Here is a 24139-nt window from a genome sequence, read left to right as displayed (position 1 = left end):
TCTGGAGGTGGGGCGGGGCGGGGTCAGGCGTCCTTTTCCAGCGCCTGCAGCTCGGCCAGGGTGTTGGCATTGAAAAACGCCTTGGGGTCGTCGCCGGGCTGATCGAACGGCACGGTCACGCAATGGTGCTGGGCCGTCCATGCATCAATCTTGCGCCCACCGGCCTGGGTAAAGCGCACCAGACTATCCAGCAGATTCACCCGCAGCAGGCAGAACACGGGCTGTGTGCGTACCGTGGTGTGGCCGCTGCCATCGTCTTCTGGCGCTGCGGCCATGGCAATGTCGGCCTGCTGCTCGTCTGCCGCCTGCGCCATGCGGGTGGCCAGGTCCAGTGGGAATAGCGGGGTATCACAGGGCACCGTCAGCAGCCACGGCGTCTCGCAACGTTCCAGCCCGGTCAGAAAGCCCGCCAGCGGGCCTGCGTAATCGCTGGTGGCATCTGGCCACACCGGGGCGCCAAACGATTCATATGCAGCCAGATTGCGGTTGGCATTGATCAGCGTCGCGCCCACCTGCAGTTGCAGCCGCATCAGCGTGTGCAAAGCCAGTGGCAAGCCCCGAAAGGTCTGCAGGCCTTTGTCCACGCCCCCCATGCGGGAGCCACGGCCTCCGGCGAGAACCAGGCCGGTGATGTCTTGGGTATCAATCATGCAGGGAGTGCTTTTTAAATCTTCAAAAGAAAACTGGGCGGGCGGTGCCCACGGATCGGGCGCATCATCCACCGATGTAGCTCATTTCCACACGCCGACCACCCGATGACATTTCAGGCGGCAGGGTGCCACGCAGCTCAGAGTAGCGGTCCTTGCGCTGCTGCCAGATGGGGGCAAGTGCTGCGGCAATCTCTGCGTCGTTGGCACCGCCGCGCAGCAGGCTGCGCAGGTCGTAGCCCTGTGACGCGAACAGGCACAAGTAGAGCTTGCCTTCGGTGGAGAGGCGGGCGCGATTGCAGTCGCGGCAGAAAGCCTGGGTCACGCTGCTGATGACGCCCACCTCGCCCAGCGCCGGGTCATGCTGGCCTGCCGCATCGGCATAGCCCCAGCGTTCCGCGGTTTCTCCTGCGCTGCTGGGGGCCAGGGGGATCAGGGGCAGTTCGGCTTGCAGGCGTTGGATGAGTTCAACCGAGGGCAGGACTTCGTCCATGCGCCAGCCGTTGGTTGCGCCTACGTCCATGTACTCGATGAACCGCAGGGTCGTGCCCGTGCCACGAAAATGCCGGGCCATGGGCAGGATTTCGTGGTCGTTGGTGCCGCGCTTGACCACCATGTTGACCTTGATGTGCGACAGGCCTGCAGCGTGCGCGGCCTCAATGCCTTCCAGCACGTCTGCCACCGGAAAGTCCACGTCGTTCATGCGGCGGAACACCGCGTCGTCCAGTCCGTCCAGGCTCACCGTCACCCGGTTCAGGCCCGCTTCCTTCAGAGCGCGTGCCTTGCGCGCCAGCAGCGATCCGTTGGTCGTCAGTGTGAGGTCCGGGGGCTTGCCGTCCACCGTGCGCAACTGGGCCAGCTGGGTGATCAACGCCTCCACGTTTTTGCGCAGCAGGGGCTCGCCGCCGGTCAGGCGGATTTTTCGCACGCCGTGGGCAAGGAACAGGCTGGCCAGGCGGGTGATTTCCTCAAAGCTCAGCAGCGCGCTGTGTGGAAGGTAGGGGTAGTCCTTGTCAAAAACTTCCTTGGGCATGCAGTAGTTGCAGCGGAAGTTGCAGCGGTCCGTCACGCTGATGCGCAGGTCACGCAGCGGGCGCCCCAGCGTGTCCACCAGCAGACCGGTGGCCTGTGAGGGATGCAAAGGAACCTGGGCTGGCAAGTCAGCGCGGCGCAGGTCCACCAGGGGAATGACACGTTCAGCCATGCCCGAATTGTGCCCGAAGGCCTGTTTCCGACGCGCCGCAAGTTCTTCATTGTCTTGATGCGCGTCAAGGTTTCAGGCCTGCATCCATTCCGGAGTCATCTTCGCTGCCAGCTGCGATGTGCGCATTGATCTGGCGCAAGGCCGGGTGTTCGCCTTGTTTACACAATTTATGCATCTGGGATGAATGTTTTTTGCCTTTCATCCTGTCTTTTCACCTGTTTACCCGAAAGGCTGAGTCTGGCCATGGCATGTCACAACACACACTCCACGCACACCGCAGTTTCCTGGTCTCGCCAACGTCGCCGCATGGTGCAATGGGTCACTGCGGGGGTTGTGCTTCCCAGCTGGGCCGTCACGGTGCAGGCACAGATGGCCCTTTCGGCGGCGATCAATGTGTCGGGTTCTTTTCGGGCGCTGTCGCAACGGATGGCCAAAGCCTATTGCCAGCAGCATTTGCAGGTCATGCCTGAAGTGGCGCAGGACGTTCTGGCCAAGGTGCGCAAGCAGGCGCAGGCTGGTGCTGCGGACCTGGGCAAGGGATCGCAGGCCGGGGCATGGCCTGCCGAGCTGAACCGCCAGCTGGAGGAAATCCAGAAGCAATACGCCATTCTGAACACCCTGACGGCGGTGGCCCCTTCCAAGGCTGCAGCCGCTGCCGTAGGGGAACAGGCAGACCGCATGATGGCCGCAGCACAGACTGCAACCGAATCACTGGAGAAACTGGCCCGTGCACCCAGCGCCAAGCTGGTGAACATGGCGGGCCGCCAGCGCATGCTGTCGCAGCGCATGGCCAAGAACTATTTCATGCTGGCTGCAGGCATGGATGCAAAGGCCCAGGCCCAGGCGCAGATCACCGCAGACGCCCAGGAGTTCAAGCAGGCACTGCAGGTGTTGGCATCGGCTCCCGTGTCCACCCCCGCCATTCGTACAGAGCTGGAGCTGGGGCAATCGCAATGGCTGTTCTTTGAACCTGCGATACGCCGCAACCCCGACGCGCAGGGCCTGGCCGCCGTGGCCACCACCAGCGAGCGCCTGCTGGAAGTGATGGACCGCCTGACGACGTTGTACGACGCGGCACTCAGGGAGGTGCTGGGCTGATCCTCCCTCGTGGATCAAGGTGCCAAGACAAATGGTTAACAAATTTATCAAATTAAGAAAATCTATGCAGCTTTAAAACCGCGTGAATTTAATTTTTGCTCCTTTGTTTGTTATCAGATTGACCATATTATTCAAATATGGCAAATTTGCGTTGCAATTTGAAACCTATCGCGCAACGCGAACCAAAGGAGCTACTCATGTCACTGGTCATGCGCCAAACCGATGCCAAGGCCGTCGTGCCCGGGCAGGGCAGTCACGGAATCGGTCGGCAGGTCAGCAAGGATGCTGAACTGCAACGCAAGCGGGCGCGAACGCTGGCCAAGCAGCAGCAGGCTTCCGAGCGCGTTGCCAGTGCCGCCACGCAACTTGCGTCGGGTGTGAATGAGGCGGCTTCTGCTGCCGAGGAACTCAAGCGCGCCAGCGACCAGATTGCCAGCGGCGCTGAAGAGGCCTCCGGTGCGGCGCAGCAGTCATTGGCTGCCATCACCCAGATCGGCGATGCCATTACGCGGCAGCTCGATGCGGCTCAGCTGGCCCAGAAGCGTGCCGAAGGCATGCAGAAGCTGGTGACTGGCATGAATGACGATGTGCGCGCCACCATCTCCAATGTGAACGTAGCCGCCCAGCGGCAGGCAGAGTCCGTGAAGATGGTGGGCGAGCTGGAGCGCCAGGCGTCGAGCATCGGCGACATCGTGAAGGCGGTGGCGCGCATTGCCGACCAGACCAATCTGCTCGCACTCAACGCTGCCATCGAGGCAGCCCGCGCCGGGCAGCACGGCAAAGGTTTTGCCGTGGTGGCCGATGAGGTGCGCACCCTGGCCGAAACCAGCGAAAAAAGTGCCAAGCAGATCCAGGAACTGGTGGCGCAGATCCAGTCGGATGTGAACGACATCTCCCAGGGCATCAACTCGGCCGCCGTGGCAGTGCAGGCCGAAGTGGACAAGAGTGGTGCGATCCTCGACCAGCTCCAGCGCATCGGCACCGATGCCGCGCAGATCGTGGCAGGGGCGACGGAGATTGCTACATCGGCTTCGCAGTCAGATGTCGCTTCCAAGGAAGCGCTCAGAGGGGCCGAGACCATTGCCGCTGCAGCCACCGAGCAAAGCTCCGCCTGCGAAGAGGCCGCCAAGACCGTGCAGGAGCAAAGCGCCGCGCTGTCCGAGTGTGAGCAAACCGCTCAAAACCTGTCTGAGCTGGCCGACGAACTCAAGACCAGCACCGATATTGGCAAGAGCGCGGAAGAGGTCGCTTCTGCCGCCGAAGAGCTGGCCAGCGTGGTGCAGGAAATCAACCGCTCTGCCTCGCAAATCATGGTGGCGCTGGACCAGATTCGCAAAGGGGCCCAGGCCCAATCGCTAGCTACTTCCCGATCCGCTGCATCCATCACCCAGATCGAAAAGGGCGCTCAGCTGGCATCCTCTCGCGCAGGGGTAGGCCGTGAGCGGGCCGAGACCATCCAGACCCTGATGGGCGAGAGCAAGTCGTTGATTGATGGCTTGATTGCCAGCATCTCTGCGGGCGTCGAGTCCACCCGGGCCAGCACGCAGCAGGTCAAGGCGCTGGAGCTGGTGAGCCGCAAGATCGACAAGATCGTGGACGCCATCACCCAGGTGTCGATCCAGACCAACATGCTGGCTGTGAACGGCAGCATTGAAGCAGCCCGCGCGGGAGAGTACGGCAAGGGCTTTGTGGTGGTGGCCACCGATATACGCAACCTCGCCCATGACTCGGCAGAGAACGCCGACCGCATCAAGGACTTGGTCAAGAGCATCCAGGACCAGATTTCTCTCGTGGGCCGTGATCTGTCCGAAATCATGGGCGCGGCGCAGGTAGAAGCGGAAAAAGCGCGTGGCATCACCACCGGCCTGCAGACGATGGAAGGCGATGTGGCCGCGCTCGTCTCTGGTAACGAGGCGGCGGTGCAGGCTTCCGACGAAATCCTGACCGCCCTCACACAGGTCAAGGTGGGAGTGGACCAGGTCTCTGCCGCTGCCGCGCAGGCAGAAAAGGCCGCAGAGCAGGCCGCCGCAGCGGCCAAACAGCAGTCGCAAGGGGCGGAAGAGCTTTCTGCCGCGATTGAGGAGATCGCTTCGTTGGCCGATGAGCTGCAAAGCTCCTGAAGGCTGCCTGTTCCCTAGCGCGAGGAAGCTGCCATGCGCCCCAGCGACGAAACCGTGACCGATACGGGCTGTGCTGAAGGTCAGTTTGTGACCTTCAGCGTGGCTGAAGAAGTGTTTGCCGTGCCCTTGGCACCCGTGCAGGAGATCATCCGTGCGCCCGATGTGGCGCGCCTGCCCTTGGCCCCCCGCGCCCTGGATGGCCTGGCCAACCTGCGCGGGCGCATCCTGCCCGTGCTCAACCTACGGCTGATTTTTGGGCTGGAAGAGCGCGAAAGCGACGATGCCACCCGCGCTGTGGTGATCGAAAGCGGGCAGTTGTTCGGCTTTCTGGTGGACCAGGTTCGCAGCGTGATCCATGTCCAGCCCCACGAGGTGGTGCCCGCCCGGCAGTTTCGTTCGCTGGCCCATGGCGACTACCTCACCGGCGTGATCCAGCGCCAGGGCGCGCAGGGGACCGAGCTGGTGCTGGTGCTCGATTTGGCCAAGGTGGTGCAAGACCAGTTTGCTCGGCTCAACCAGACGCTGGCGGCGGCTGCAGCCCATGGCGCTGCAGCCGGAGCTGCGCCCGCGGTGGGTGGGCTACCCGATGCAGCGGCCTCGCAGGATGGTCTGGACGGCGAACAGCGTCTGGTGAGCTTTACGGTGGCAGGGCAGGAATACGGCGTGGATATCGCCGATGTGCGTGAAATCGTCCAGTGCCCCACTGCCATCACCGAATTGCCGCATGCGGCGCCCCATGTGCTGGGCCTGATCTCGCTGCGCCAGCGTCTGCTGCCGTTGGTGGGGTTGCGGCGCCTGTTTGGCTTGCCAGAAGTGGACCATGACGAGCGCCAGCGCGTGGTGGTGGTGGGGCTGTCAGACGGCGCGGCCATCGGGCTGGTGACTGATACGGTCAAGGAAGTCATCACCGTACCTGCAGATGCCTCTGAGCCCTTGCCGTCCCTGCTGGCGCAAGACGGCTCCATGCAGGAGTTTTCTTCCATCTGCCGCCTGGACGATGGCCGCCGCCTGGTGTCTGTGCTGTCCATCGCCAGCCTGCCCGGCGTGCAGGAGCTGCTGCTGGGCGACGAAGTGAATGCGCAGCTGCTCGATCAAGGCAATGCCAGCCCCCATTCAGAGGAGATACACATGACCGGTTTCAGCATCACGGATTCGGCCACAGCCAGTAGTGCCGGGGCCGATGAAGACCTGCAGGTGGTGGTGTTCCGGCTCGCGGGCGAGGAATACGGCGTGCCCATCATGAGCGTGCAGGAGATCGTGCGCGTTCCCGAAACCCTGACCCGCGTGCCCCGCACGCCCGTCTATGCCGAAGGCGTCATCAACCTGCGCGGCACGGTGCTTCCGGTCATTGACCAGCGCAGCCGCATGGGCCTCTCGCGCTGTGATCGCAATGATCGCCAGCGCATCATGGTCTACCACATTGGCCAGCGGCGCACCGGCTTCATCGTGGACTCCGTAGCCGAGGTGCTGCGCATTGCTGCCAGTGCCATCGAGCCAGCCCCCGAGCTGTCGGAAGAACAGTCACGGCTGATCCGCCGGGTCGCCAAGCTGGACGGGGATCGCCGCCTGGTGATGCTGGTTGAGCCTGAGCAGCTCATGGCAGGCCTCGCCCCGGCTTCTTCTGCCCACAGCACGCCCCAACCCGTGGCCCTGGCGGCCTGAGCGGGTGGAATGACAGAGATGAGCGAGGAGAGGGCGCCATGACCAAAGTGCTTGTAGTGGATGACTCCGCACTCATGCGCCGCACCCTGGGCCAGCTGCTGCAGGGTGCAGGCATGGCGGTAGAGACCGCACGCAATGGCCGCGAGGCCGTAGAGCGGTTGGTGGAATGCGAGCCCGACGTGGTGACGCTGGATGTGAACATGCCCGACATGGACGGCCTGACTTCGTTGTCGCTCATGATGCAGGTGCGCCCCACGCCCGTGGTCATGGTCAGCTCGCTGACCGAGCAAGGCGCTTTGGCCACACTGGAGGCCATGGCCTTGGGCGCGGTGGATTGTGTGGCCAAGCCTGGCGGCACCATCTCGCTCAATCTCGAGCAGGTGGCCCATGAACTGATTGCCAAGGTGTGCGCCGCTGCAGGCGCTCGTGTGGGCCGGGCCGCGCGGTCTTGTCGAGAGCGCACTTCCTCTGCGCGCAGTGCTCAGACCCGGCAGCGCAGCGAAGCCTTGGGAGCCCATGCACGCGCCCCGGCTGCCAAAGTCCATACGCTGGCACCGCAGAGCCATAAAGGCCTGCCCGAGGGCCTGGTGGTCATCGGCGTATCCACGGGCGGCCCCCGCACGCTGGAAGATGTTTTGCCCCAGCTTCCAGCGCACTTCCCGTGGCCGGTTTTGCTGGCCCAGCACATGCCCGCCAACTTCACGGGGGTGCTGGCGCGCCGCATGGACGCCATGTGCCCACTGAATGTAGTGGAGGTTGACCGCCCCATGCGCGTGCAGGCGGGCACCGTGTACGTGGCCCGTGGAGGCTCCGACATGGTGGTCGCACCGCTGGGCGCTGAGCTGTGCGTGCGCCCAACGCCTGAATCGGGAACATACCCGTGGCACCCATCTGTGTCGCGGCTGATGGAGTCCGCCCTGCAGCACATGGATGCCACCCGCCTGGTGGGGGTGCTGCTCACCGGCATGGGGGACGACGGTGCCAAGCCAATGGCCGATTTGCGCCGCAAGGGTGGGCGCACCATTGCCGAATCGGCCGATACCGCCGTGGTGTTTGGCATGCCCCACGAACTGATCGCGCAAGGCGGTGCATCCGCCGTGCTTCCCTGTCAGCAGGTCGCCGCGCAGCTGCGCGACTGGCTGCTGGCCGACCGTCTTCAAGGAGCCTGAGATGGCCTTGCAACGTGCCACCCAGCGCAGTCCTGACCACGGCTTTGCGCACATTCCCGGGCCAGGTGTCTCGGCGCCTCCCACACCTGCGGCACTGGCCAGCCAGCTCACCCAGCCCGACGCACAGGCTCGGCGCTGGGCCGCCATTGGCTTGCGGGGGCACCTGCAGCGTGCTCCCGATCTGTTGCGCGCCTTGCAGGTCGAGACCGATGCAATGGTGCGTTCAGCCCTGCTGGCGTCTTTGTCCACCATGCCGTGTGATGCGGTGGTGCACGGGCTGATGCCTTTGCTGCAAAGCGATGACGCGAGTTTGCGCAACGGTGCCATGGACGTGCTGGCCCAAATGCCGCAGGTGCTGGCCCCCTATGTGCAAGGCCTGCTGGCTGACCCTGACCCTGATGTGCGGTTGCTGACCCTGCAGTTGCTGTCAGAACTGGCGCACCCCGAGGTGCGCGACTGGCTGTGCCGTGTGCTGGAGCGGGACCACAACCTCAATGTAGTGGCCTCTGCGGTGGAGGTCATGGCCGAGGTGGGGCAGGCGCAAGACGTGCCCTTGCTGGAGGCAACGCTGGCGCGGTTTGGGGGGGATTCCTTCCTGGCGTTCACCATCGACATCGCCATCTCCCGCATGGAGGCCACATGAGAGCGCCCGTGCGTGCACCGCAGGCGTCGGTGTCCATCACCGATGCAGACTTTCTGAAGTTCCGCGAGTTCTTCTATCGCAAGACGGGCATCCACTTTGACGAGAGCAAGCGCTACTTTGTGGACAAGCGCCTGGTGGAGCGTATCCAGGTCACCGGTGCAGACGACTTTCGCAGCTACTTCATTGCCCTGAGGTTTGAGCGCTCCAGCGACGAACTGCAGCATTTGGTCAACGCCATGACCGTGAACGAAACCTACTTCTTTCGCGAGTCGTACCAGTTTGACTGCATGGTCAACCACATGCTGGACGAGTGCGCCCGCCGCAAGCCTGCGGGCGAGCGGCTGCGCATCTGGTCCATCCCGTCTTCCACCGGCGAAGAGCCGTACTCGATTGCCATCTACCTGCTCGAGCGCTGGCCCGGTATTCATGAGCACGATGTGGAGATTTTTTCCTCGGACATCGACACCTCGGTGCTGGAGGCTGCGCAGCGCGGCGTGTATTCGCCCCGCTCGGTGTCCAACCTGCCTGCCCAGTACCTGGACCGGTACTTCAGCAAGCGCCCGGACGGCACCTACGCCATTTCCCGTGATCTGGTGTCTGCGGTGGAGTTCTCGCGCCTGAACCTGTCCGACGCTGCGGACTGCCGCCGTTTTCGTGACATTGACATCATCTTCTGCCGCAACCTCCTCATCTATTTCGACGACGTATCGCGGCGGCTGGCTGCCGAGAACCTGTTTGAAAGCTTGCGGCCCGGCGGCTTTCTGTGCCTGGGGCATTCCGAATCCATGAGCCGTATCTCCACCCTCTACACCGTGCGCCGCTTTCCGGATGCGCTGGTGTACCAGCGCCCCGTGCAGGGAGGCAAACCATGAGTACCCTGAACCTTCGTACCAAGCACATTCTGGTGGTGGACGATGCAGCCACCGTGCGCATGTACCACCGCAAGATGCTGGGCGATGCTGGCTGGCAGATCGAGGAGGCCGTCAACGGCATGGAGGCGCTGGAGAAGATTGCCCAGCGCGGCACCAAGCCCAGCTTTGATCTGTTTGTGAGCGACATCAACATGCCGCGCATGGATGGCTACGCGTTTGTGCGGGCTTTGCGGGCCTTAGGCTCGCAAAGCAGTGCTGCGGGGCGGGATGACACCGTGCTGCAGGCCCCGGTACTCATGGTCTCCACCGAGGCGCAGGCCCACGATGCCGATGCAGCGTTTGCCGCAGGGGCCAATGCCTACCTGGTCAAGCCTGCCCGCCCGGCCGAGCTGGTGCTGACGGTGGCCCTGATGCTGGGCGACCACGAGGCCGCCCTGCGCGCTGCGCGTGACATGGCCAAGGGTGGCAACCGCCGTATTTCCGCACCAACCCCTGGCGGGAGGCAGCAATGAGCGTGAATCCGAACGAGCTGATCGAGCAGTTTGCGCAAGAAGCGCGTGATCTGCTGGAGACCATTGGCGAGCGGCTGATGGCGATTGAACGTGCCCCGCAGGACCAGGAGTTGCTCAACGATCTGTTCCGGCAGGTGCACACCTTCAAGGGCAACTGCGGCCTGTTTGAGTTCCAGGCTCTGGAGCGGGTTGTGCATGCCGCTGAAGATGTGCTGGACCGCGTGCGCAGCCAGAAGCTGAACTACAGCACCGAACTGGCCGACGCCATTCTGGACGCCATGGACTATGCCGGCAGCCTGGTGGACGTGATTGCCGCCACGGGTACTCTGGGTGCGCAGGACGGGGCCGGAGGGCAGCCGCACGTGGATGCATTGCGCGCCTTTTTGGCGCAGCACACGGAGGCTGATGAAACGCCTGCGGCTGCTGCGGTGGCGGTGGTCGCCCCTGCCGCTCCATTGCCAGAGTGGGTAGAGGATGCGCAAGCAGAGCTGGGCGCAGGGGAGGGCGGCTCAAGCGCCACTGTGCTGACGGTGGTGGAGTACCGCCCTGAAGAGGGTTGCTTCTTCAAAGGTGAAGACCCCTGGCGCATGGCCCGCGCCGTGCCGGGCCTGGTGTGGCTGGATGTGGCCCCGGTGACCCGTCCGGCAGTGAATGCCGGGTGGGACTGCTATGTGTGCACGCTGGTGTTTCGCATACTCACCACGGCCCCCAAGGCTTACGTGGAAGAGCACTTTCGCTTTGTGCCCGAGCAGATGACTGCATGGAGCCTGGACGATGAAGCGCCTGTGCTTGGGGCCTCACCAGCGGCTTCCGAGCCCGCCGTGGCGGCCGGTGTAAGCGTGGCGAGCCAAGGCGTGGTGCCTTCATCTGCGCCTGCCCCAGCGCCAGTTTCTTTGACGGCAGAGGACGCCCAGGCCTACGGCGTGCTCACCCGCCGCATCGTGCAACTCTGGGCGGACCAACTGGCGCTGCTGGGCCGTGCCGATCTGGCCGATGGCAGCCTGCAGGCGGTGCGCAACACCTTGGCGGCCCTGCATGCGGGCAGCACCCTGTGTGCGACGGGCGTGCCAGAGTCCGACGCGGACCTGCCCTACCAGCGCAACGAGTTACTGCAATGGGCGCAAGCCCACGCACCGCAGCCCGTGGAACCTGTGGCTGTAGCTGCAGCCGGGCAGGTGCAGCCTAAGGAGGCGGAAGCCACTGCCGCTGCTGCGGAGCTTCGCACCGCCTCTGCCACCTCCACGAGTACGGTGGCATCAGGCCCTGCAGCCGGAGCAGAAGACAACGGCCATCGCGTCCTCAAGGTGTCGCAGGAAAAGATTGACCGCCTGATGGACCTGATCGGTGAAATGGTGGTGGCCAAGAACGCGCTGCCCTATCTGGCTGCACGGGCCGAGAGCGTGCATGAGAACCGCGAGCTGGCCCGTGAGATCAAGGCGCAATACGCCGTCATCAACCGCATTGCCGAAGACATGCAGCACGCCATCATGCAGGTGCGCATGCTGCCGGTGGGCACGGTGTTCCAGCGCTTTGGCCGCCTGGTGCGCGACATATCGCGCAAGCTGAGCAAGGAGGTGCGCCTGGTCATGTCGGGCGAAGACACCGAAGCCGACAAGACTGTGATCGAAGCCCTGGCAGAGCCCTTGGTCCACATCCTGCGCAACAGCCTGGACCATGGCATTGAATTGCCCGGCGTGCGTCAGATGGCGGGCAAGGGCCCCCAGGGCACCATCGAAGTGGGCGCACGGCAGGAAGGCGACCGCGTGTTCATTGAGATCCGCGACGATGGCGCGGGCATTGATGTGGCCCGCGTCAAGGCCAAGGCCGTGGAGCGTGGGCTGCTTACCCCCGAGCGTGCCGAGGCGCTGTCAGACCAGGAGGCGCAATACCTGATTTTTGCCCCCGGCTTTTCTACCGCCGAGACGGTGACGGATCTGAGCGGGCGCGGCGTGGGCATGGATGTGGTGCGCTCCACCATCGAGCGCATCAACGGCTCGGTCACGCTGCGCAGCGAGGCGACCAAGGGCACCTGCATCACGCTGTCTCTGCCGCTGTCCATGGCCGTGACCAACGTCATGGTCATCGAAACCGGCCAGCGACGCTTTGGCGTGCCCATGGACATGATCGTGGAGACCGTGCGCGTGCATGGTGAAGACATCCACACCTTCAAGCAGGCCCGCACGGCGGTGCTGCGCGGGCGCATCGTGCCCCTGCGCGCCATGAACGATCTGCTGGCGATGGGCGAACCCCAGCAGCTCAACGAAGATGGCGAGCATGCGGTGCTGGTGGTGCGCAGCGGTGGCGAGGCCGTGGGCCTCATCGTGGACAACTTTCACGGCACCTGCGACATCATCCTCAAGCCCCTGGAGGGCGTTCTGGCCGGCATCACCGGCTTTGCCGGAACAGCCCTGATGGGCGACGGGAGCGTGTTGCTGGTCCTCAACCCCAAGGAGCTTGTCTGATGCCAGTCCGCTACCTCAAGACCCACGCTGCGCTCGAAGGCATCGTCACCGTGGAAGACGCTGAAGCGCTGACCCAGTGGCTGCAAGCGCGCAAGAACCCCAAAGTGCACCTGGCGCGCTGCGAGCACATGCACACCGCCGTGCTGCAGGCCCTGGTGTACTGGAAGCCCCAGGTCATGCTCAATGCACAAGACCCGGTGCTTGCACGCCTGCTGGCAAGGCATCTCACCATTCAAGCGACTCAAGCCACTCAAGCTGTTCAAGAGGCCCGTCGGGCCAAAGCCTCGCGGGAGGGGGCAACACCATGAAAACCATCTTTCTTGTCGATGACTCCAGCACCATGCTGATGAGCCTGAAAAGCACGCTAGAGATTGGCGGCTTCAAGGTGGAGATTGCCAATGACGGGCTGGCCGCGCTGGAGAAGGTGCAGCAGGGCCTGCGGCCCGACCTCATCATCACCGACGTGAACATGCCGCGCCTGGATGGGCTGGGCCTGATCTCCGAGGTGCGCAAGCTGCTGCGCTTCACGCCCATCCTCACCCTGACCACCGAGAGCCAGCAGGCCAAGCGGGACGAGGCCAAGCGCCTGGGCGCCACGGGCTGGCTGGTCAAGCCGGTGGGGGGGCAAGACCTGCTCCAGGTCATTCGCCAGGTTCTGCCGGGCACGTGAGGTCATCATGCAAATACCCCGTTTTACCCCTGAGTTGCGGCGCGTTCGAACGGCCTTGTACGCACTCACCCATTCGACTGTCTCCCAATACGGTGCCCTGCTGGCGGGCGCGCTGCTGGTGGTGGCATGGACCATGCCAGACGCCCTGAGCCTGTCCTCTGCCCTATGGGCCATTCTGGGGCTGGCCGTGGGGGCCGTCTTGCCCCACTACCTGCACCGCCATCGCGCGGTGGAGAGCGCAGGCAACCCGGTAGGGGCCTTGCTGGCGCAGGACATCAGCACCTCGCAGCAGGCGTTTTCGGTCCTGCAGCAGCAGGTGGGGGCCACCATCCAGACCTCGGAGACCGCAGTGTTCGCGATGATGGAGCGTGTCAATCGCATCCACCGCGTATCGCACGAGATGAGCCAGCGCGTCACGCAGGCCATTGAGCACTCGGCCCGCATGTCCGAGGTGTCGCAAGCCCAGGCCGCAGAGCATGCCGAAACCATGCAGCGCCTGGCCGCCCACCAGCGCAACTACGAGTCTCTGCGTTCACAGAGCATGGAGCGCGTGCACGATGTGGCAGGGCAGGTGCGGGAGCTGATGCCCGTGGCCGAGCAGATCACGGACATTGCGCGCAAGATCCAGATCATCTCCCTGAACGCCACGATTGAGGCGGCCCGTGCGGGTCAGGCCGGGGCGGGTTTCAAGGTGGTGGCCGATGAGGTGCGCCGCCTGTCGGGCGAGACCACGGCGGCAGCGCGCCAAGTGCACGATGGCATCGTGCATGCGGCAGCGTCCATCGACACCGAGTTTGACCGCCTGCGCGAAACACTGGGCGTGCAGTCGTCCGACCAGATTGCCGACATTGCGCGCCATGTGGAGACGGTGGGCGTCACGCTGTCAGAACTGGTGCCTTACCTGAGCGAGTTGTCTGCCACCATGCAGACCGACGTACGCAGCGTGACCGAGGATGTGCTGGAGACGCTGAGCCAGATGCAGTTCCAGGACATCAACCGCCAGTTGCTAGAGCAGATCAACCGTGCGCTGGGCAGCCTGTCCGACCACTTTTCGCAGCTTTACCTGCTGATTGACGGCAAGGCACCGCCCCCACCGCAGTTGCTGGAGGAGCTGCTGCAGCGCTGGACGAACGACTACGTGATGTACGCCCAGCGGGTGGCGCACTCGCTGGCCACGGCTTCTGAAAGCGTGTTGTCGCTGGGCTCTGGCGCAGGCGCATCGGCTGACCCAGCGGTGGATGAGCCTGCACACACCCCGGCCTTGCAGATGGCGCCGAGCAGCGGCCCCAGGATTGAACTGTTCTAAGGCGGGCCACCATGCGCCAGCGCGCTACCACCGCACTCATCCTCAGCGGTGGCGGCGCGCGTGCGGCCTACCAAGTGGGGGTGCTGCGGGCTGTGGCGCGCATGAAGGCGCAGTGGGAGGCTTCGGTAGATGTTCAGGCGTCGAATGCCCCTGGATCACACCCCGGCTCCTTTGCGCTGGGAGCAGACCGCGCCGTCAGCCCCTTTGGCATTGTGGTGGGCACCTCTGCAGGAGCCATCAACAGTGCCGCCTTGGCTTGCAAAGCCGATGACTTTGATCGTGCGGTGGATGAGCTGTGTGCCGTGTGGAGCGGGTTCCACGCGCATCAGGTGTATTCCACCGATGCGTGGAATGTGCTGCGCACTGGGGCGAGCTGGCTCACGGCCTTGTCGCTGGGCTGGGCAGTGGCCCGCTGGCGCAGGCTCAAACCCCGCAGCCTGCTCGACAACGCGCCCCTGGCCGGGCTGCTGCGCGAGCTGGTGCCCATGGAGCGGCTGCCTACCATGCTGGGCCGCCGCTGCCTTAGTGCGCTGGCGGTCACAGCGTCGTGCTACGGCACGGGGCGGCACATCACGTTTTACTGCAGCGGTCAGCCTGTGGCACCCTGGGAGCGGCCCCAGCGCCGCGCCGTGCAGGGCTACCTCACGCACGACCATCTGCTGGCTTCCTCGGCCATTCCGTTCATCTTTCCGGCCCGCAGGCTGCTGCACGATGGGGCCTCCACCTGGTTTGGCGATGGCAGCATGCGCCAGACCGCGCCGCTGTCACCCGCACTGCATCTGGGGGCCGAGCGCCTGATGGTGATTGGCGCAGGCCGGGCGCTGGACGGGCCTGCCCAGAACCAGGAACTGCCCGAGCGGCGCTACCCTAGCCTGGCCCAGGTGGCGGGGCACGCCATGGCCAGCATTTTTCTGGACACGCTGGCCTCTGACGTGGAGAAGCTGGAGCGCATCAACCGCGCGCTGGCCCAGGTGCCCGAAGCAGCCCGCAACAGCATGCCCTGGAAGCCCATCCGCTGTCTGGTCATCTCGCCCACGCAGCGCATTGATGACATTGCCGCCGCCCACCTGGGCGACCTGCCCAACCCCGTGCGCGCCCTGCTGGCGGGCATGGGCGTGCGGCGCGACGGCAGCCGCACGCAAGGCTCTGCCCTGGCCAGCTATCTGTTGTTTGAGGCGTCATTCACGCAGGCCTTGATGGACCTGGGCGAGCGTGATGCCTGGGCCAAGCAGGCGGAGATTGCGGAGTTCATGGACTGGCGGCTGCCTGTGCAGCCGTCTGTGGCCCAGGCGGTGGCTTGAACAGCACAGCGCTACAGCCCGTTCAACGGGGCCGCAAGGTGTATCAGAGCCCAGAAGTAGTCCCATTCGGTGACCTGGGCATTGGCTGAGTCGTCTGCCACGCAAGCCAGCAGTTCTTCGCGCGACGGAAAGTTTTTCAGCACGCGGTGCGTAGAGCCATCGCGCAGTGGGCGTTGCTGGTAGGTATCGCCATCAGCATCGGGCTCTGAAATCGGAGTGCTGCTGCCTGGCACATACCGGTTGTCCATGAAGACGACCTTGGCCCCCGGCTGCAAGACCGAGTGCAAGCCCTGCAGGAATGCAGAGATGCGCGTGCGCGGAATGTGTGACCACCAGAACCCTGCAAACGCCGCATCCCAAGGACGCTGCTCCAGCGCGGCCAGCTGATAGGCATCGCCCTGCGCCAGCGTGACATTGGCGGGCACGCGGGTGCGGGCAATCTCCAGTGTTTGCGGGGCGCCGTCCATGGCCAGCACCGCCTGTGCCTGGGGGGCGTAAAACTGCGTCCAGTAGCCGGTACCGCAGGCAATTTCCAGCACGTTGCGCCCGGCCAATGCGCTGGGCAGCCAGGCTTCCATTTGGCGCAGATCGGCCTGCCGCTCGGGCTTGGCGTAGATCTGGTCGTATTCCTTGGCGCGGGCGGCGTAGTAGTCCTGCATGGTCATTCGCCACTTACACGCAGCGCGCGCCGTCCACCTCAATGCACACGCCGCTGATGAAGGCCGCCTCATCGCTGGCCAGGTACAGCGCGGCGTTGGCCACGTCTTGCGCGGTCGAAAAGCGCCCGAGCGGAATGGTGGCCAGGAATTTTGCGCGGCGGGCTTCGTCTACCGGGCCGCCAGCAAACTCGGCCGCCAGCCCGGTGTCGGGGTTGAAGACGGGGTTCAGGCAATTGACGCGGATGTTGTCGGGCCCCAGCTCGGCCGCCATCGACTTGCTGATGGTGATGACCGCGCCTTTGGACCCGTTGTACCAGGTCAGGCCCGGGCGGGGGCGCAGCCCGGCGGTGGAGGCAACGTTGATGAGGCTGCCGCCGCCTGCGCGGCGCAGTGCGGGCACGGCGTGGATGGCGCTGAGGTAGATGCTTTTGACGTTGATGGCGAAGACCTTGTCGAACTCTTCTTCGCTCACCTCCAGCATGGGGCGGTTGCGGTGCGTCCAGCCCGCGTTGTTCACCATGGCATCCAGCTTGCCGAACAGGCGCTCGGCCTCGGCCACCAGGGCCTGGACCTGTGCCGACTGCGTGACATCGGCCTGGAAAAACGCGGCCTTGCCACCTGCGGCCGTGATCTCGGCCACCACGCGCTGGCCGCCTGCGGTGTTGATGTCATTGACCAGCACGCTGGCACCTTCTTCGGCCAGGCGCTTGGCAATGCCCTCGCCAATGCCGTTGCCAGCGCCGGTGACGATGATGGATTTGTTCTGCACGCGCATGCGGTATCTCCTGTATGAGTTGGATTGCTCTGTTTTTGATAGCTACTTGCGCTTGATGGATAAGCACTAGAGGCTCTTTTTGCTTGAAGAATGCGATGGGCTGGAGGGTTGCACATTGGCTGACCCGCGCCCATAGAACTGCGGGAAATACTCTTTGACCCCGCTGCCCTCAAAGTCCCAGCCCTTGCACTGGCCCAGATGGCGGGGTGGGGTGGCCGTGTCGCCACCGCCAAAGGCGGCAGGCAGGGTCTGGAAGGCGGCCGTGGCCATGTTGAACAGCAGCTCGCGCAGGTGGGTGCAACTGGCCACGCCGCCCAGGTGCTGCGCAATGGCCTGCCGCCAGCCACGTGCCATGCAGGTGCCCACCATGCCTTGCAGCGCGGGGCGGGCCTCTGGGCAGTCTTGCAGCGGGTGGGCATCCATGGCGGCTTCGATGGCGTGCACCACCAGTTGCCGGTCGACGGTGACGCGCAGCCACATGTGGTGAATGGGGTCGCCCGCCAGGCGAACGCCCTCGCGCCGGAAGGAGGGCATGTCATGCGCCTTGCTGTCGTGCAGCTCGGCCTCAATGTCCCACAACCCGTCTTCGCGCTCGTAGCCCTGGTACGTCACGCGGCGGATGTGGCTGGCCTTGCGGGCGGCGGGGGCGCTCAGGGGCATGGCTCAGCCGTGCTTGATGGCCACGGTTTTCAGGGTGGTGAAGCCGTACAGCGCCTCAAACCCCTTCTCACGCCCGTAGCCGCTGGATTTGACGCCGCCAAACGGCAGCTCCACACCGCCGCCCGCGCCATAGTTGTTGATGAACACTTGCCCGCTGTGCACCCGCTTGGCCATGCGGAACTGGCGTGCGCCGTCGCGCGTCCAGATGCCTGCCACCAGCCCGAACTGCGTGGCGTTGGCCAGCTCGACCGCGTGGTCCTCGTCCTGGAAGGCCATGGCCGAGAGCACGGGGCCAAACACCTCTTCCTGCGCCAGGCGGTGCTGCACCGGCACATCTCGCAGCAGTGTGGGTGCTTGGTAGAAGCCGCCTTCAGGGGCTTCGTCGACCACCACGCCTTGCGCCACCATGGGGATGCCAGCCACTTGCGCGTCCGACAAAAAGTCCCACACGCGCTGCTGCTGGCTTTGGCGAATCAGTGGGCCCACGTCCAGGTCCATGGCGGCGGGGCCTACGCGCAGCTTTTCAAAGGCGTGGCCCAGGCGCTCCAGCAGGGGCTCGTAGATGAGCGAGTCGATCAGCAACCGCGAGCCTGCCGAGCAGGTTTGCCCGGCGTTTTGCACGATGGCGTTGAGCACCACGGGCACGGCGGCGTCCAGGTCGGCATCGGCAAAGATGATTTGGGGGCTCTTGCCGCCCAGCTCCAGCGTCACGGGGCAGTGGCGCTCAGCAGCCACCTGCTGAATGATGGTGCCCACCTTGGGGCTGCCGGTGAAGCTGATGTGGTCAATGCCCGGGTGGCGTGCCAGCGCATCGCCCACCTCGTGCCCGTAGCCCGTCACGATGTTGATGGCGCCGGGTGGAAAGCCCACCTCGGCCGCCAACTGCGCCACGCGGATCAGCGACAGGCAGGCGTCTTCAGCAGGCTTGACCACGCACACATTGCCCGCCGCCAGTGCCCCGCCCACGCTGCGGCCAAAAATCTGCATGGGGTAGTTCCACGGAATGATGTGGCCGGTGACGCCATGCGGCTCGCGCCAGGTGAGCACGCTGTAGCCGTCCAGGTAGGGAATGGTTTCGCCGTGCAGCTTGTCGCAGGCCCCGGCATAGAACTCAAAGTAACGCGCCAGCGCCACCGCATCGGCCCGGGCCTGTTTGGTGGGTTTGCCGCAGTCGCGCTGCTCCAGCGCTGTCAGCTCGTCGGCATGCTCCAGCACCTTGGCCGACAGCTTCTGCAAAAGCCGCCCCCGCTCGGCAGGTGCCAGCCGCTGCCACACCGCCTGATAGCACTGGCGCGCGGCGTGTACGGCGGCGTCAATGTCGTCCGCGTTGCTGCGCTGGATCTCGTCAAAAGGCTGGCCGTCAGACGGGTCGATCACCGCAAGAGTGCGGCCGGACGTGGACGGAACGGATGCGTTGGCGATGTAGTTCAGTTGCATGCTGCCATTCTGCACAGAAATCGAATGTGTGCTTACTATGTAGCGCAACTGGGCTTTACCGCTTGTAAAACCAGCGACAGCAGCTCTCTTTTTGATAGCGTCCGGCGCTCCTGCAATGAGCCCAACTTCAGGTGTATACCCGCCGCAGCCCCGGCAAATCGGTGATTTCCACCTCTCCGCGCTGCACCCGCACAAGCTGGCGGGCTTCCAGGTCTTTCAGGATCTGGTTGGTGGTCTGGCGAGAGATGGACAGCATCTGCGAGAGCTGCTCTTGTGACAGCGCAATCACCCGGCGTGTCAGCCCATCTGCATTCCATTGGCCGTAGCCCTCGGCCATCATCACCAGGCGGCGTGCTAGTCGCTGGGGGGCGGGCAGCAGGGCGGCGTCTTCCAGCGCAATGAAGGCGGTGCGCAACTTGTCTGCCATGAGCAAGGCTAGGGCATGCCAGTGCTCGGGGTGGATGCGCAGCCAGTCCAGCAGGGCATCGTGCGGCACATGCAGCAGGGTGCAGGCTTCGGCCACCACAGCGTCATGACTGCGTACGTTGCCGTCAAAAACAGAAATCTCGCCAAACCACTGCGGCGGCTCCAGCCGCGTGAGCAGGGCCGAGCGTGCATCGTCCGCCCGCCCGCCGGTGCCTGAGACGCTCAGAGCACCGCGCAGCACGGCGTACAGGCCGCAGGGCGGATCGCCCCGCAAAAAAAGCGATTGGCCCGCTGCCAACTGGCGGACGCGACCCATGCGGATGAGTGCTTCAGAAAAGTCGGGAGGCAACTGGGCAAACCATCGGCCGGACTGGAGTGCGGAAAGGTGGGCGAGGGCTTCGGTGGTCATGCAGGCAAAAAATCAACAAGGGCGGTGCTGGGGCGTGTCCCCATGCATTTTTCAAGGTGGCAGTTCGGCGTTGGTTACGGGTGCACCCATTGCTTGCACGCAGGCCAGCGGGCAGGTGTGCCGAGCAGTCTGCATTGCGGTAGGGGTCCCAGAGTGGGTGTGCCGCGCAGCGCGGCTTTTGTCGGCTGTCCGACAGACTTTGCAGCCAATCGCGCCAACTATTCGATCCTGCGCAAAACAACGAAAGGAGACACCCATGAAAACCCTGATCGACCACCTCTCTCAGTATGCGGACTACCACCGCGATCCTCGCAATATTCACACCCATTTTGTGGGGGTGCCCATGATCATGTTTGCCGTGGTGCTGCTGCTGTCCCGCCCGGTGTGGTGGCTGGCGGGCGTGCCGCTGAGCCCGGCGCTGGTGGGGGCGGTGGCGGCTGCCGTGTTTTATGTGCGGCTGGACTTGCGGTTGGGGCTAGTGATGTCTGCGCTGCTGGCTGCCATGCTGGCCGCTACCACGGGAATGGACGCGCTAGCCACCACCCCATGGTTGGCCTGGGGCGTGGGCATGTTTGCCGTGGGCTGGGTCATCCAGTTTGTGGGGCACTACTACGAAGGGCGCAAACCCGCGTTTGTGGACGATGTGATGGGCCTGCTGGTAGGCCCGCTTTTCGTCGTAGCCGAGTGGAGCTTTGCGCTGGGGTTGCGCAAGGAAGTTCAGCATGCCATTGAGCAGCGCAGCGGCCCGGTGCGTGAGCGTGTGCTGGAGCGTGCACACTGAAGTGTGAAGCAGGGCGCAGAAGGAAATTCGGCTTCTGCGCCCGCCAATAATGCGCAGGAAGCTATTAAATCAATAGCGAATACTACTGGATGACACCCTGGGAAGTGTCACGGGCGCTGAGCCATTTCAGGCCCGTTCTCCCACCGGAATAAAGCGGTTGCGGTTGTGCTGCAGCCACTGCAGGGAAAGGACGTTGGTGCGCTGGCTGGGGTGAAAGTCGCGACGGAAGTAGTCCTTCCACGGCCGCCAGGTCTGCCGCACCAGCCCGTTGGCTCCCAACAGCGTGCGCCATGCACTGGCCCAGGTAGACGGGCGATACAGACTGCCGTCGCGGCGCAGGTTGCTCAGAATCTGGCGTGTCACATCCAGCAGAAACATCATGGTGGTGCGGCGGAACCAGACGATGCGCCAGTGATGATCGCCCCCCAGCGCGTGGTACAGGTCAAAGGCCGTGTTCTTGTGTTCTGCCTCTTCTGCGCTGTGCCACAGCCACAGGGTTTGCAGCCGTTCTTCGCTGCCGTTCAGCACTTCGGGGTGGCTGAGCAGCCATTCGGCCAGCACCGCGGTGAAGTGCTCGTTGGCGGCAGTCACCGCCAGGGCATGGCGTGGGTCCAGCCCTTCGAACATCTTGCGCTGCTTCTCAATGGACATTGCCCACAGGTTGCGCAGCCCGCGTTGCTCCAGGTGGTTGTTGAACAGCGAGTGCAGGCGGCGGTGGGTGGCCTCTTGCCCGATGAACCCGCGTACCTCTGCGGCAAAGGCAGCCTGCTTGTCGGGGGGCAATGTCTTGTGGCCGTCTCGTACGGAGTCGATGAAGAATTGCTCACCCATCGGAAAGCTCATCGACAGCGCGTTGAACAGCGCCGTGCGAAATGCGTCGCCCCCGCACCAGTGCCTGGGCATGGGCGCTTCCAGGTCAATCAACAGTCGGCGGACGACCAGTTCGGTCATGGCTTGTCTCCTTCAGATAACGCTTGGGATGTCCTGCGTGCGCTTCGCGAGGTGATGCTGTCACCTTCCGCAGCGACTGATGCAGGACATCCCTCTGCCCCGATGGTGGAGATGGGGGGCAAGGGTGTCAAGAAAGTTTTGCGCAAAGGCCTTGGCAGAATTGACTTGGCTCAAGATAGGCGAAGTTGGTGCGTTTTGTGCCAAATTTAACTGGCGTGAAACTTCACCACCAGGGGCACGATGAGCAGCGCCACGATATTGATGATCTTGATCAGCGGATTGATGGCGGGGCCTGCGGTGTCCTTGTAGGGGTCGCCCACGGTGTCGCCTGTCACGGCAGCCTTGTGCGCTTCAGAGCCCTTGCCGCCGTGGTGTCCATCCTCGATGTACTTTTTGGCGTTGTCCCACGCGCCGCCGCCAGTGCACATGCTGATGGCCACGAAAAGCCCGGTCACGATGGTGCCCATCAGCAGCCCCCCCAATGCCTTGGGCCCCAGCGCCAGGCCCACCACCAGCGGCACCACCACGGGCAGCAGGCTGGGGATGACCATTTCCTTGATGGCTGCAGAGGTCAGCATGTCTACCGCCTTGCCATATTCGGGCTTGCCGGTGCCATCCATGATGCCGGCAATGGTGCTGAACTGGCGGCGCACTTCCACCACCACCGCCCCGGCCGCACGGCCCACGGCTTCCATGGCCATGGCGCCGAACAGGTAAGGGATCAACCCCCCGATGAAGAGGCCGATGATGACCAGCGGGTCTGACAGATCGAAGCTGATGGCGCGGCCATAGGTTTCGAGCTTGTGGGTGTAGTCTGCAAACAGCACCAGTGCCGCCAGGCCTGCCGAGCCAATCGCATAGCCCTTGGTGACGGCCTTGGTGGTGTTGCCCACCGCGTCGAGCGGGTCAGTGATGTCGCGCACGCTGCTGGGCAGATCGGCCATTTCGGCAATGCCGCCCGCGTTGTCGGTGATGGGACCATACGCATCGAGTGCCACCACGATGCCCGCCATGCTGAGCATGGACATTGCCGCCACGGCGATACCGTACAGCCCTGCAAGGTGGTAGGCGGCCAGGATGGCCAGACACACAAAGATCACCGGCCACGCGGTGGACCGCATGGAAACGCCCAGCCCTGCAATGATGTTGGTGCCGTGGCCTGTGGTGGATGCCTGAGCAATATGCCGCACGGGGGAATACTGGGTGCCTGTGTAGAACTCGGTGATCCACACCAGCGCAGCGGTGAGCACCAGCCCCACCGTGCACGCGCCAAACAGCTTCATCTGGCTGCCTGTGGCGGTCAGGGCGTTGTCGGGAATGATCCAGACGGTGACGAAGTAGAACGCCACCAGAGACAGCAACCCTGCGATGGCCAGGCCCTTGTAGAGGGCGGGCATCACGTTCTTCATGCCGGGCGAGGCCTTTACGAAGAAGCAGCCGATGATCGACGCAATGATCGACACCGCGCCGAGCGCCAGCGGGTAGACGACCGCGCTGACTGGGGCTGCCCCCACCATCAGTGCGCCCAACACCATGGTGGCAATCAGGGTGACGGCATAGGTCTCAAACAGGTCAGCCGCCATGCCAGCGCAGTCGCCCACGTTGTCACCCACGTTGTCGGCAATCACGGCGGGGTTGCGCGGGTCGTCTTCGGGAATGCCTGCCTCCACCTTGCCCACCAGGTCAGCCCCCACGTCGGCCCCTTTGGTGAAGATGCCACCGCCCAGGCGTGCAAAGATGGAAATGAGCGAAGAGCCGAAGGCAAATCCGATCAGCGGATTGAGCAACGTGGCCAGATGGGCGGTGGGCTTGAGGTTGCCGTTGCCCGCCAGAAACCAGAAAAAGCCCGTAACCCCCAGCAGGCCCAGCCCCACCACCAGCATGCCGGTGATGGCCCCGCCGCGAAAGGCCACGTCCAGCGCGGGCCCAATGCCCTGTGTGGCCGCCTGGGCCGTGCGCACATTGGCCCGCACCGAAACATTCATGCCAATAAAGCCGCATGCCCCGGAGAGCACCGCCCCCACAACGAAACCGATGGCGGTTGCCCCATCCAGAAACACGCCAATCAATACCGCCAGCACGATGCCCACCATGGCAATCGTCTTGTACTGCCGCGCCAGATAGGCGGCAGCACCTGCCTGGATGGCGGCTGCAATTTCCTGCATGCGTGGGTTGCCAGGGTCTTTGGCCAGGATCCAGCCCCGCGCCCAGATGCCGTAGGCCACCGCCACCAGTCCACAGACCAGGGCGAGAAGGAGGGGAGGGGTCATTGCTGTGCTTTCAGCCATTCGGTGCTCCTTGAGAATTCGGTTGCACGGATGGAAACACGACGCATCGGTGGTGCTTCCGCTGCGTTGCTTCCTCGGGCCCCGCGC

At 64.2% G+C, this 24139-nt stretch carries 22 protein-coding genes; 13 read left to right on the top strand and 9 right to left on the bottom strand.

All coding sequences use genetic code 11. The annotated features are described in order from the left end of the window. Positions 1 to 23: 23 nt before the first annotated feature. Positions 24 to 650: a molybdenum cofactor guanylyltransferase MobA gene (gene mobA / locus AACH87_RS13095; RefSeq protein ID WP_338794896.1), complete on the bottom strand. Its 627-nt coding sequence runs from the start codon at positions 648 to 650 to the stop codon at positions 24 to 26. Between the two features lie 64 nt (positions 651 to 714). Further along, complete coding sequence (gene moaA, locus AACH87_RS13090; protein WP_338794895.1) at positions 715 to 1851, bottom strand: GTP 3',8-cyclase MoaA; 1137 nt, start codon at positions 1849 to 1851, stop codon at positions 715 to 717. 243 nt (positions 1852 to 2094) lie between these two features. Between moaA and AACH87_RS13085 the strand changes: the two genes are divergently transcribed. The 12 genes from AACH87_RS13085 (at position 2095) to AACH87_RS13030 (ending at position 15666) form a co-directional block, all read left to right on the top strand. Continuing rightward, positions 2095 to 2949, top strand: coding sequence for a type IV pili methyl-accepting chemotaxis transducer N-terminal domain-containing protein (locus tag AACH87_RS13085; RefSeq protein ID WP_338794894.1), 855 nt, complete (start codon positions 2095 to 2097; stop codon positions 2947 to 2949). Positions 2950 to 3146: 197 nt separating this feature from the next. Beyond that, positions 3147 to 5069: a methyl-accepting chemotaxis protein gene (locus AACH87_RS13080; RefSeq protein ID WP_338794893.1), complete on the top strand. Its 1923-nt coding sequence runs from the start codon at positions 3147 to 3149 to the stop codon at positions 5067 to 5069. 33 nt (positions 5070 to 5102) lie between these two features. Further along, positions 5103 to 6731: a chemotaxis protein CheW gene (locus AACH87_RS13075; protein WP_338794892.1), complete on the top strand. Its 1629-nt coding sequence runs from the start codon at positions 5103 to 5105 to the stop codon at positions 6729 to 6731. A 38-nt stretch (positions 6732 to 6769) separates the two neighbouring features. Then, a complete protein-coding gene (gene cheB / locus AACH87_RS13070) occupies positions 6770 to 7900 on the top strand; it encodes a chemotaxis-specific protein-glutamate methyltransferase CheB (protein WP_338794891.1) in 1131 nt (376 codons plus the stop codon). A gap of 1 nt (position 7901) precedes the next feature. Beyond that, a complete protein-coding gene (locus tag AACH87_RS13065; protein WP_338794889.1) occupies positions 7902 to 8543 on the top strand; it encodes a HEAT repeat domain-containing protein in 642 nt (213 codons plus the stop codon). Beyond that, positions 8540 to 9415 (top strand): protein-glutamate O-methyltransferase CheR, encoded by an 876-nt coding sequence (locus AACH87_RS13060; RefSeq protein ID WP_338794888.1) that lies wholly within the window; start codon positions 8540 to 8542, stop codon positions 9413 to 9415. Before AACH87_RS13065 ends, AACH87_RS13060 begins: the two co-directional genes overlap by 4 nt. Continuing rightward, positions 9412 to 9927 carry a response regulator gene (locus AACH87_RS13055; RefSeq protein ID WP_338794886.1) on the top strand — a complete coding sequence of 172 codons (516 nt, stop codon included), beginning with the start codon at positions 9412 to 9414 and terminating at the stop codon, positions 9925 to 9927. Before AACH87_RS13060 ends, AACH87_RS13055 begins: the two co-directional genes overlap by 4 nt. Next, positions 9924 to 12389, top strand: a complete 2466-nt coding sequence (locus AACH87_RS13050) for a chemotaxis protein CheA (protein ID WP_338794885.1) — start codon at positions 9924 to 9926, stop codon at positions 12387 to 12389. The genes AACH87_RS13055 and AACH87_RS13050 overlap by 4 nt, the downstream gene beginning before the upstream one ends. Then, positions 12389 to 12697, top strand: coding sequence for a hypothetical protein (locus tag AACH87_RS13045; protein WP_338794884.1), 309 nt, complete (start codon positions 12389 to 12391; stop codon positions 12695 to 12697). Before AACH87_RS13050 ends, AACH87_RS13045 begins: the two co-directional genes overlap by 1 nt. Continuing rightward, on the top strand, positions 12694 to 13059 hold the full coding sequence (locus AACH87_RS13040; protein WP_338794883.1) for a response regulator: 366 nt from the start codon (positions 12694 to 12696) through the stop codon (positions 13057 to 13059). The genes AACH87_RS13045 and AACH87_RS13040 overlap by 4 nt, the downstream gene beginning before the upstream one ends. Before the next feature lie 7 nt (positions 13060 to 13066). Further along, positions 13067 to 14365 carry a methyl-accepting chemotaxis protein gene (locus AACH87_RS13035; RefSeq protein WP_338794882.1) on the top strand — a complete coding sequence of 433 codons (1299 nt, stop codon included), beginning with the start codon at positions 13067 to 13069 and terminating at the stop codon, positions 14363 to 14365. 11 nt (positions 14366 to 14376) lie between these two features. Continuing rightward, positions 14377 to 15666: a patatin-like phospholipase family protein gene (locus tag AACH87_RS13030; protein ID WP_338794881.1), complete on the top strand. Its 1290-nt coding sequence runs from the start codon at positions 14377 to 14379 to the stop codon at positions 15664 to 15666. 11 nt (positions 15667 to 15677) lie between these two features. Here AACH87_RS13030 and AACH87_RS13025 read toward each other — a convergent pair whose 3' ends face one another. The 5 genes from AACH87_RS13025 to AACH87_RS13005 form a co-directional block, all read right to left on the bottom strand. Next, positions 15678 to 16325 (bottom strand): class I SAM-dependent methyltransferase, encoded by a 648-nt coding sequence (locus AACH87_RS13025; RefSeq protein ID WP_338794880.1) that lies wholly within the window; start codon positions 16323 to 16325, stop codon positions 15678 to 15680. A gap of 13 nt (positions 16326 to 16338) precedes the next feature. Continuing rightward, positions 16339 to 17100, bottom strand: a complete 762-nt coding sequence (locus AACH87_RS13020; protein WP_338794879.1) for an SDR family oxidoreductase — start codon at positions 17098 to 17100, stop codon at positions 16339 to 16341. A gap of 66 nt (positions 17101 to 17166) precedes the next feature. Continuing rightward, entirely contained in the window at positions 17167 to 17760 is a 594-nt protein-coding gene (locus tag AACH87_RS13015; RefSeq protein WP_338794878.1) for a DUF2889 domain-containing protein, read from the bottom strand. Positions 17761 to 17763: 3 nt separating this feature from the next. Continuing rightward, positions 17764 to 19197: an aldehyde dehydrogenase family protein gene (locus AACH87_RS13010; protein ID WP_338794877.1), complete on the bottom strand. Its 1434-nt coding sequence runs from the start codon at positions 19195 to 19197 to the stop codon at positions 17764 to 17766. A gap of 127 nt (positions 19198 to 19324) precedes the next feature. Then, positions 19325 to 20032 (bottom strand): Crp/Fnr family transcriptional regulator, encoded by a 708-nt coding sequence (locus tag AACH87_RS13005; protein ID WP_338794875.1) that lies wholly within the window; start codon positions 20030 to 20032, stop codon positions 19325 to 19327. Positions 20033 to 20288: 256 nt separating this feature from the next. On the opposite strand from AACH87_RS13005, the gene AACH87_RS13000 reads away from it, so the two are divergent. Then, positions 20289 to 20813, top strand: coding sequence for an Mpo1-like protein (locus tag AACH87_RS13000; RefSeq protein ID WP_338794874.1), 525 nt, complete (start codon positions 20289 to 20291; stop codon positions 20811 to 20813). A 126-nt stretch (positions 20814 to 20939) separates the two neighbouring features. Here AACH87_RS13000 and AACH87_RS12995 read toward each other — a convergent pair whose 3' ends face one another. Together AACH87_RS12995 and AACH87_RS12990 are read right to left on the bottom strand one after the other, a co-directional pair. Further along, positions 20940 to 21764: a metal-dependent hydrolase gene (locus AACH87_RS12995; protein WP_338794873.1), complete on the bottom strand. Its 825-nt coding sequence runs from the start codon at positions 21762 to 21764 to the stop codon at positions 20940 to 20942. A 206-nt stretch (positions 21765 to 21970) separates the two neighbouring features. Then, positions 21971 to 24052, bottom strand: a complete 2082-nt coding sequence (locus tag AACH87_RS12990; protein WP_338794872.1) for a sodium-translocating pyrophosphatase — start codon at positions 24050 to 24052, stop codon at positions 21971 to 21973. Positions 24053 to 24139: the final 87 nt, after the last annotated feature.

It is taken from the genome of Acidovorax sp. DW039, assembly GCF_037101375.1.
In the GTDB taxonomy this organism is placed as follows: domain Bacteria; phylum Pseudomonadota; class Gammaproteobacteria; order Burkholderiales; family Burkholderiaceae_C; genus Acidovorax.
The sequence above is the reverse complement of the archived record's forward strand: the minus strand, read 5'-3'. Positions and strand labels throughout refer to the sequence as shown.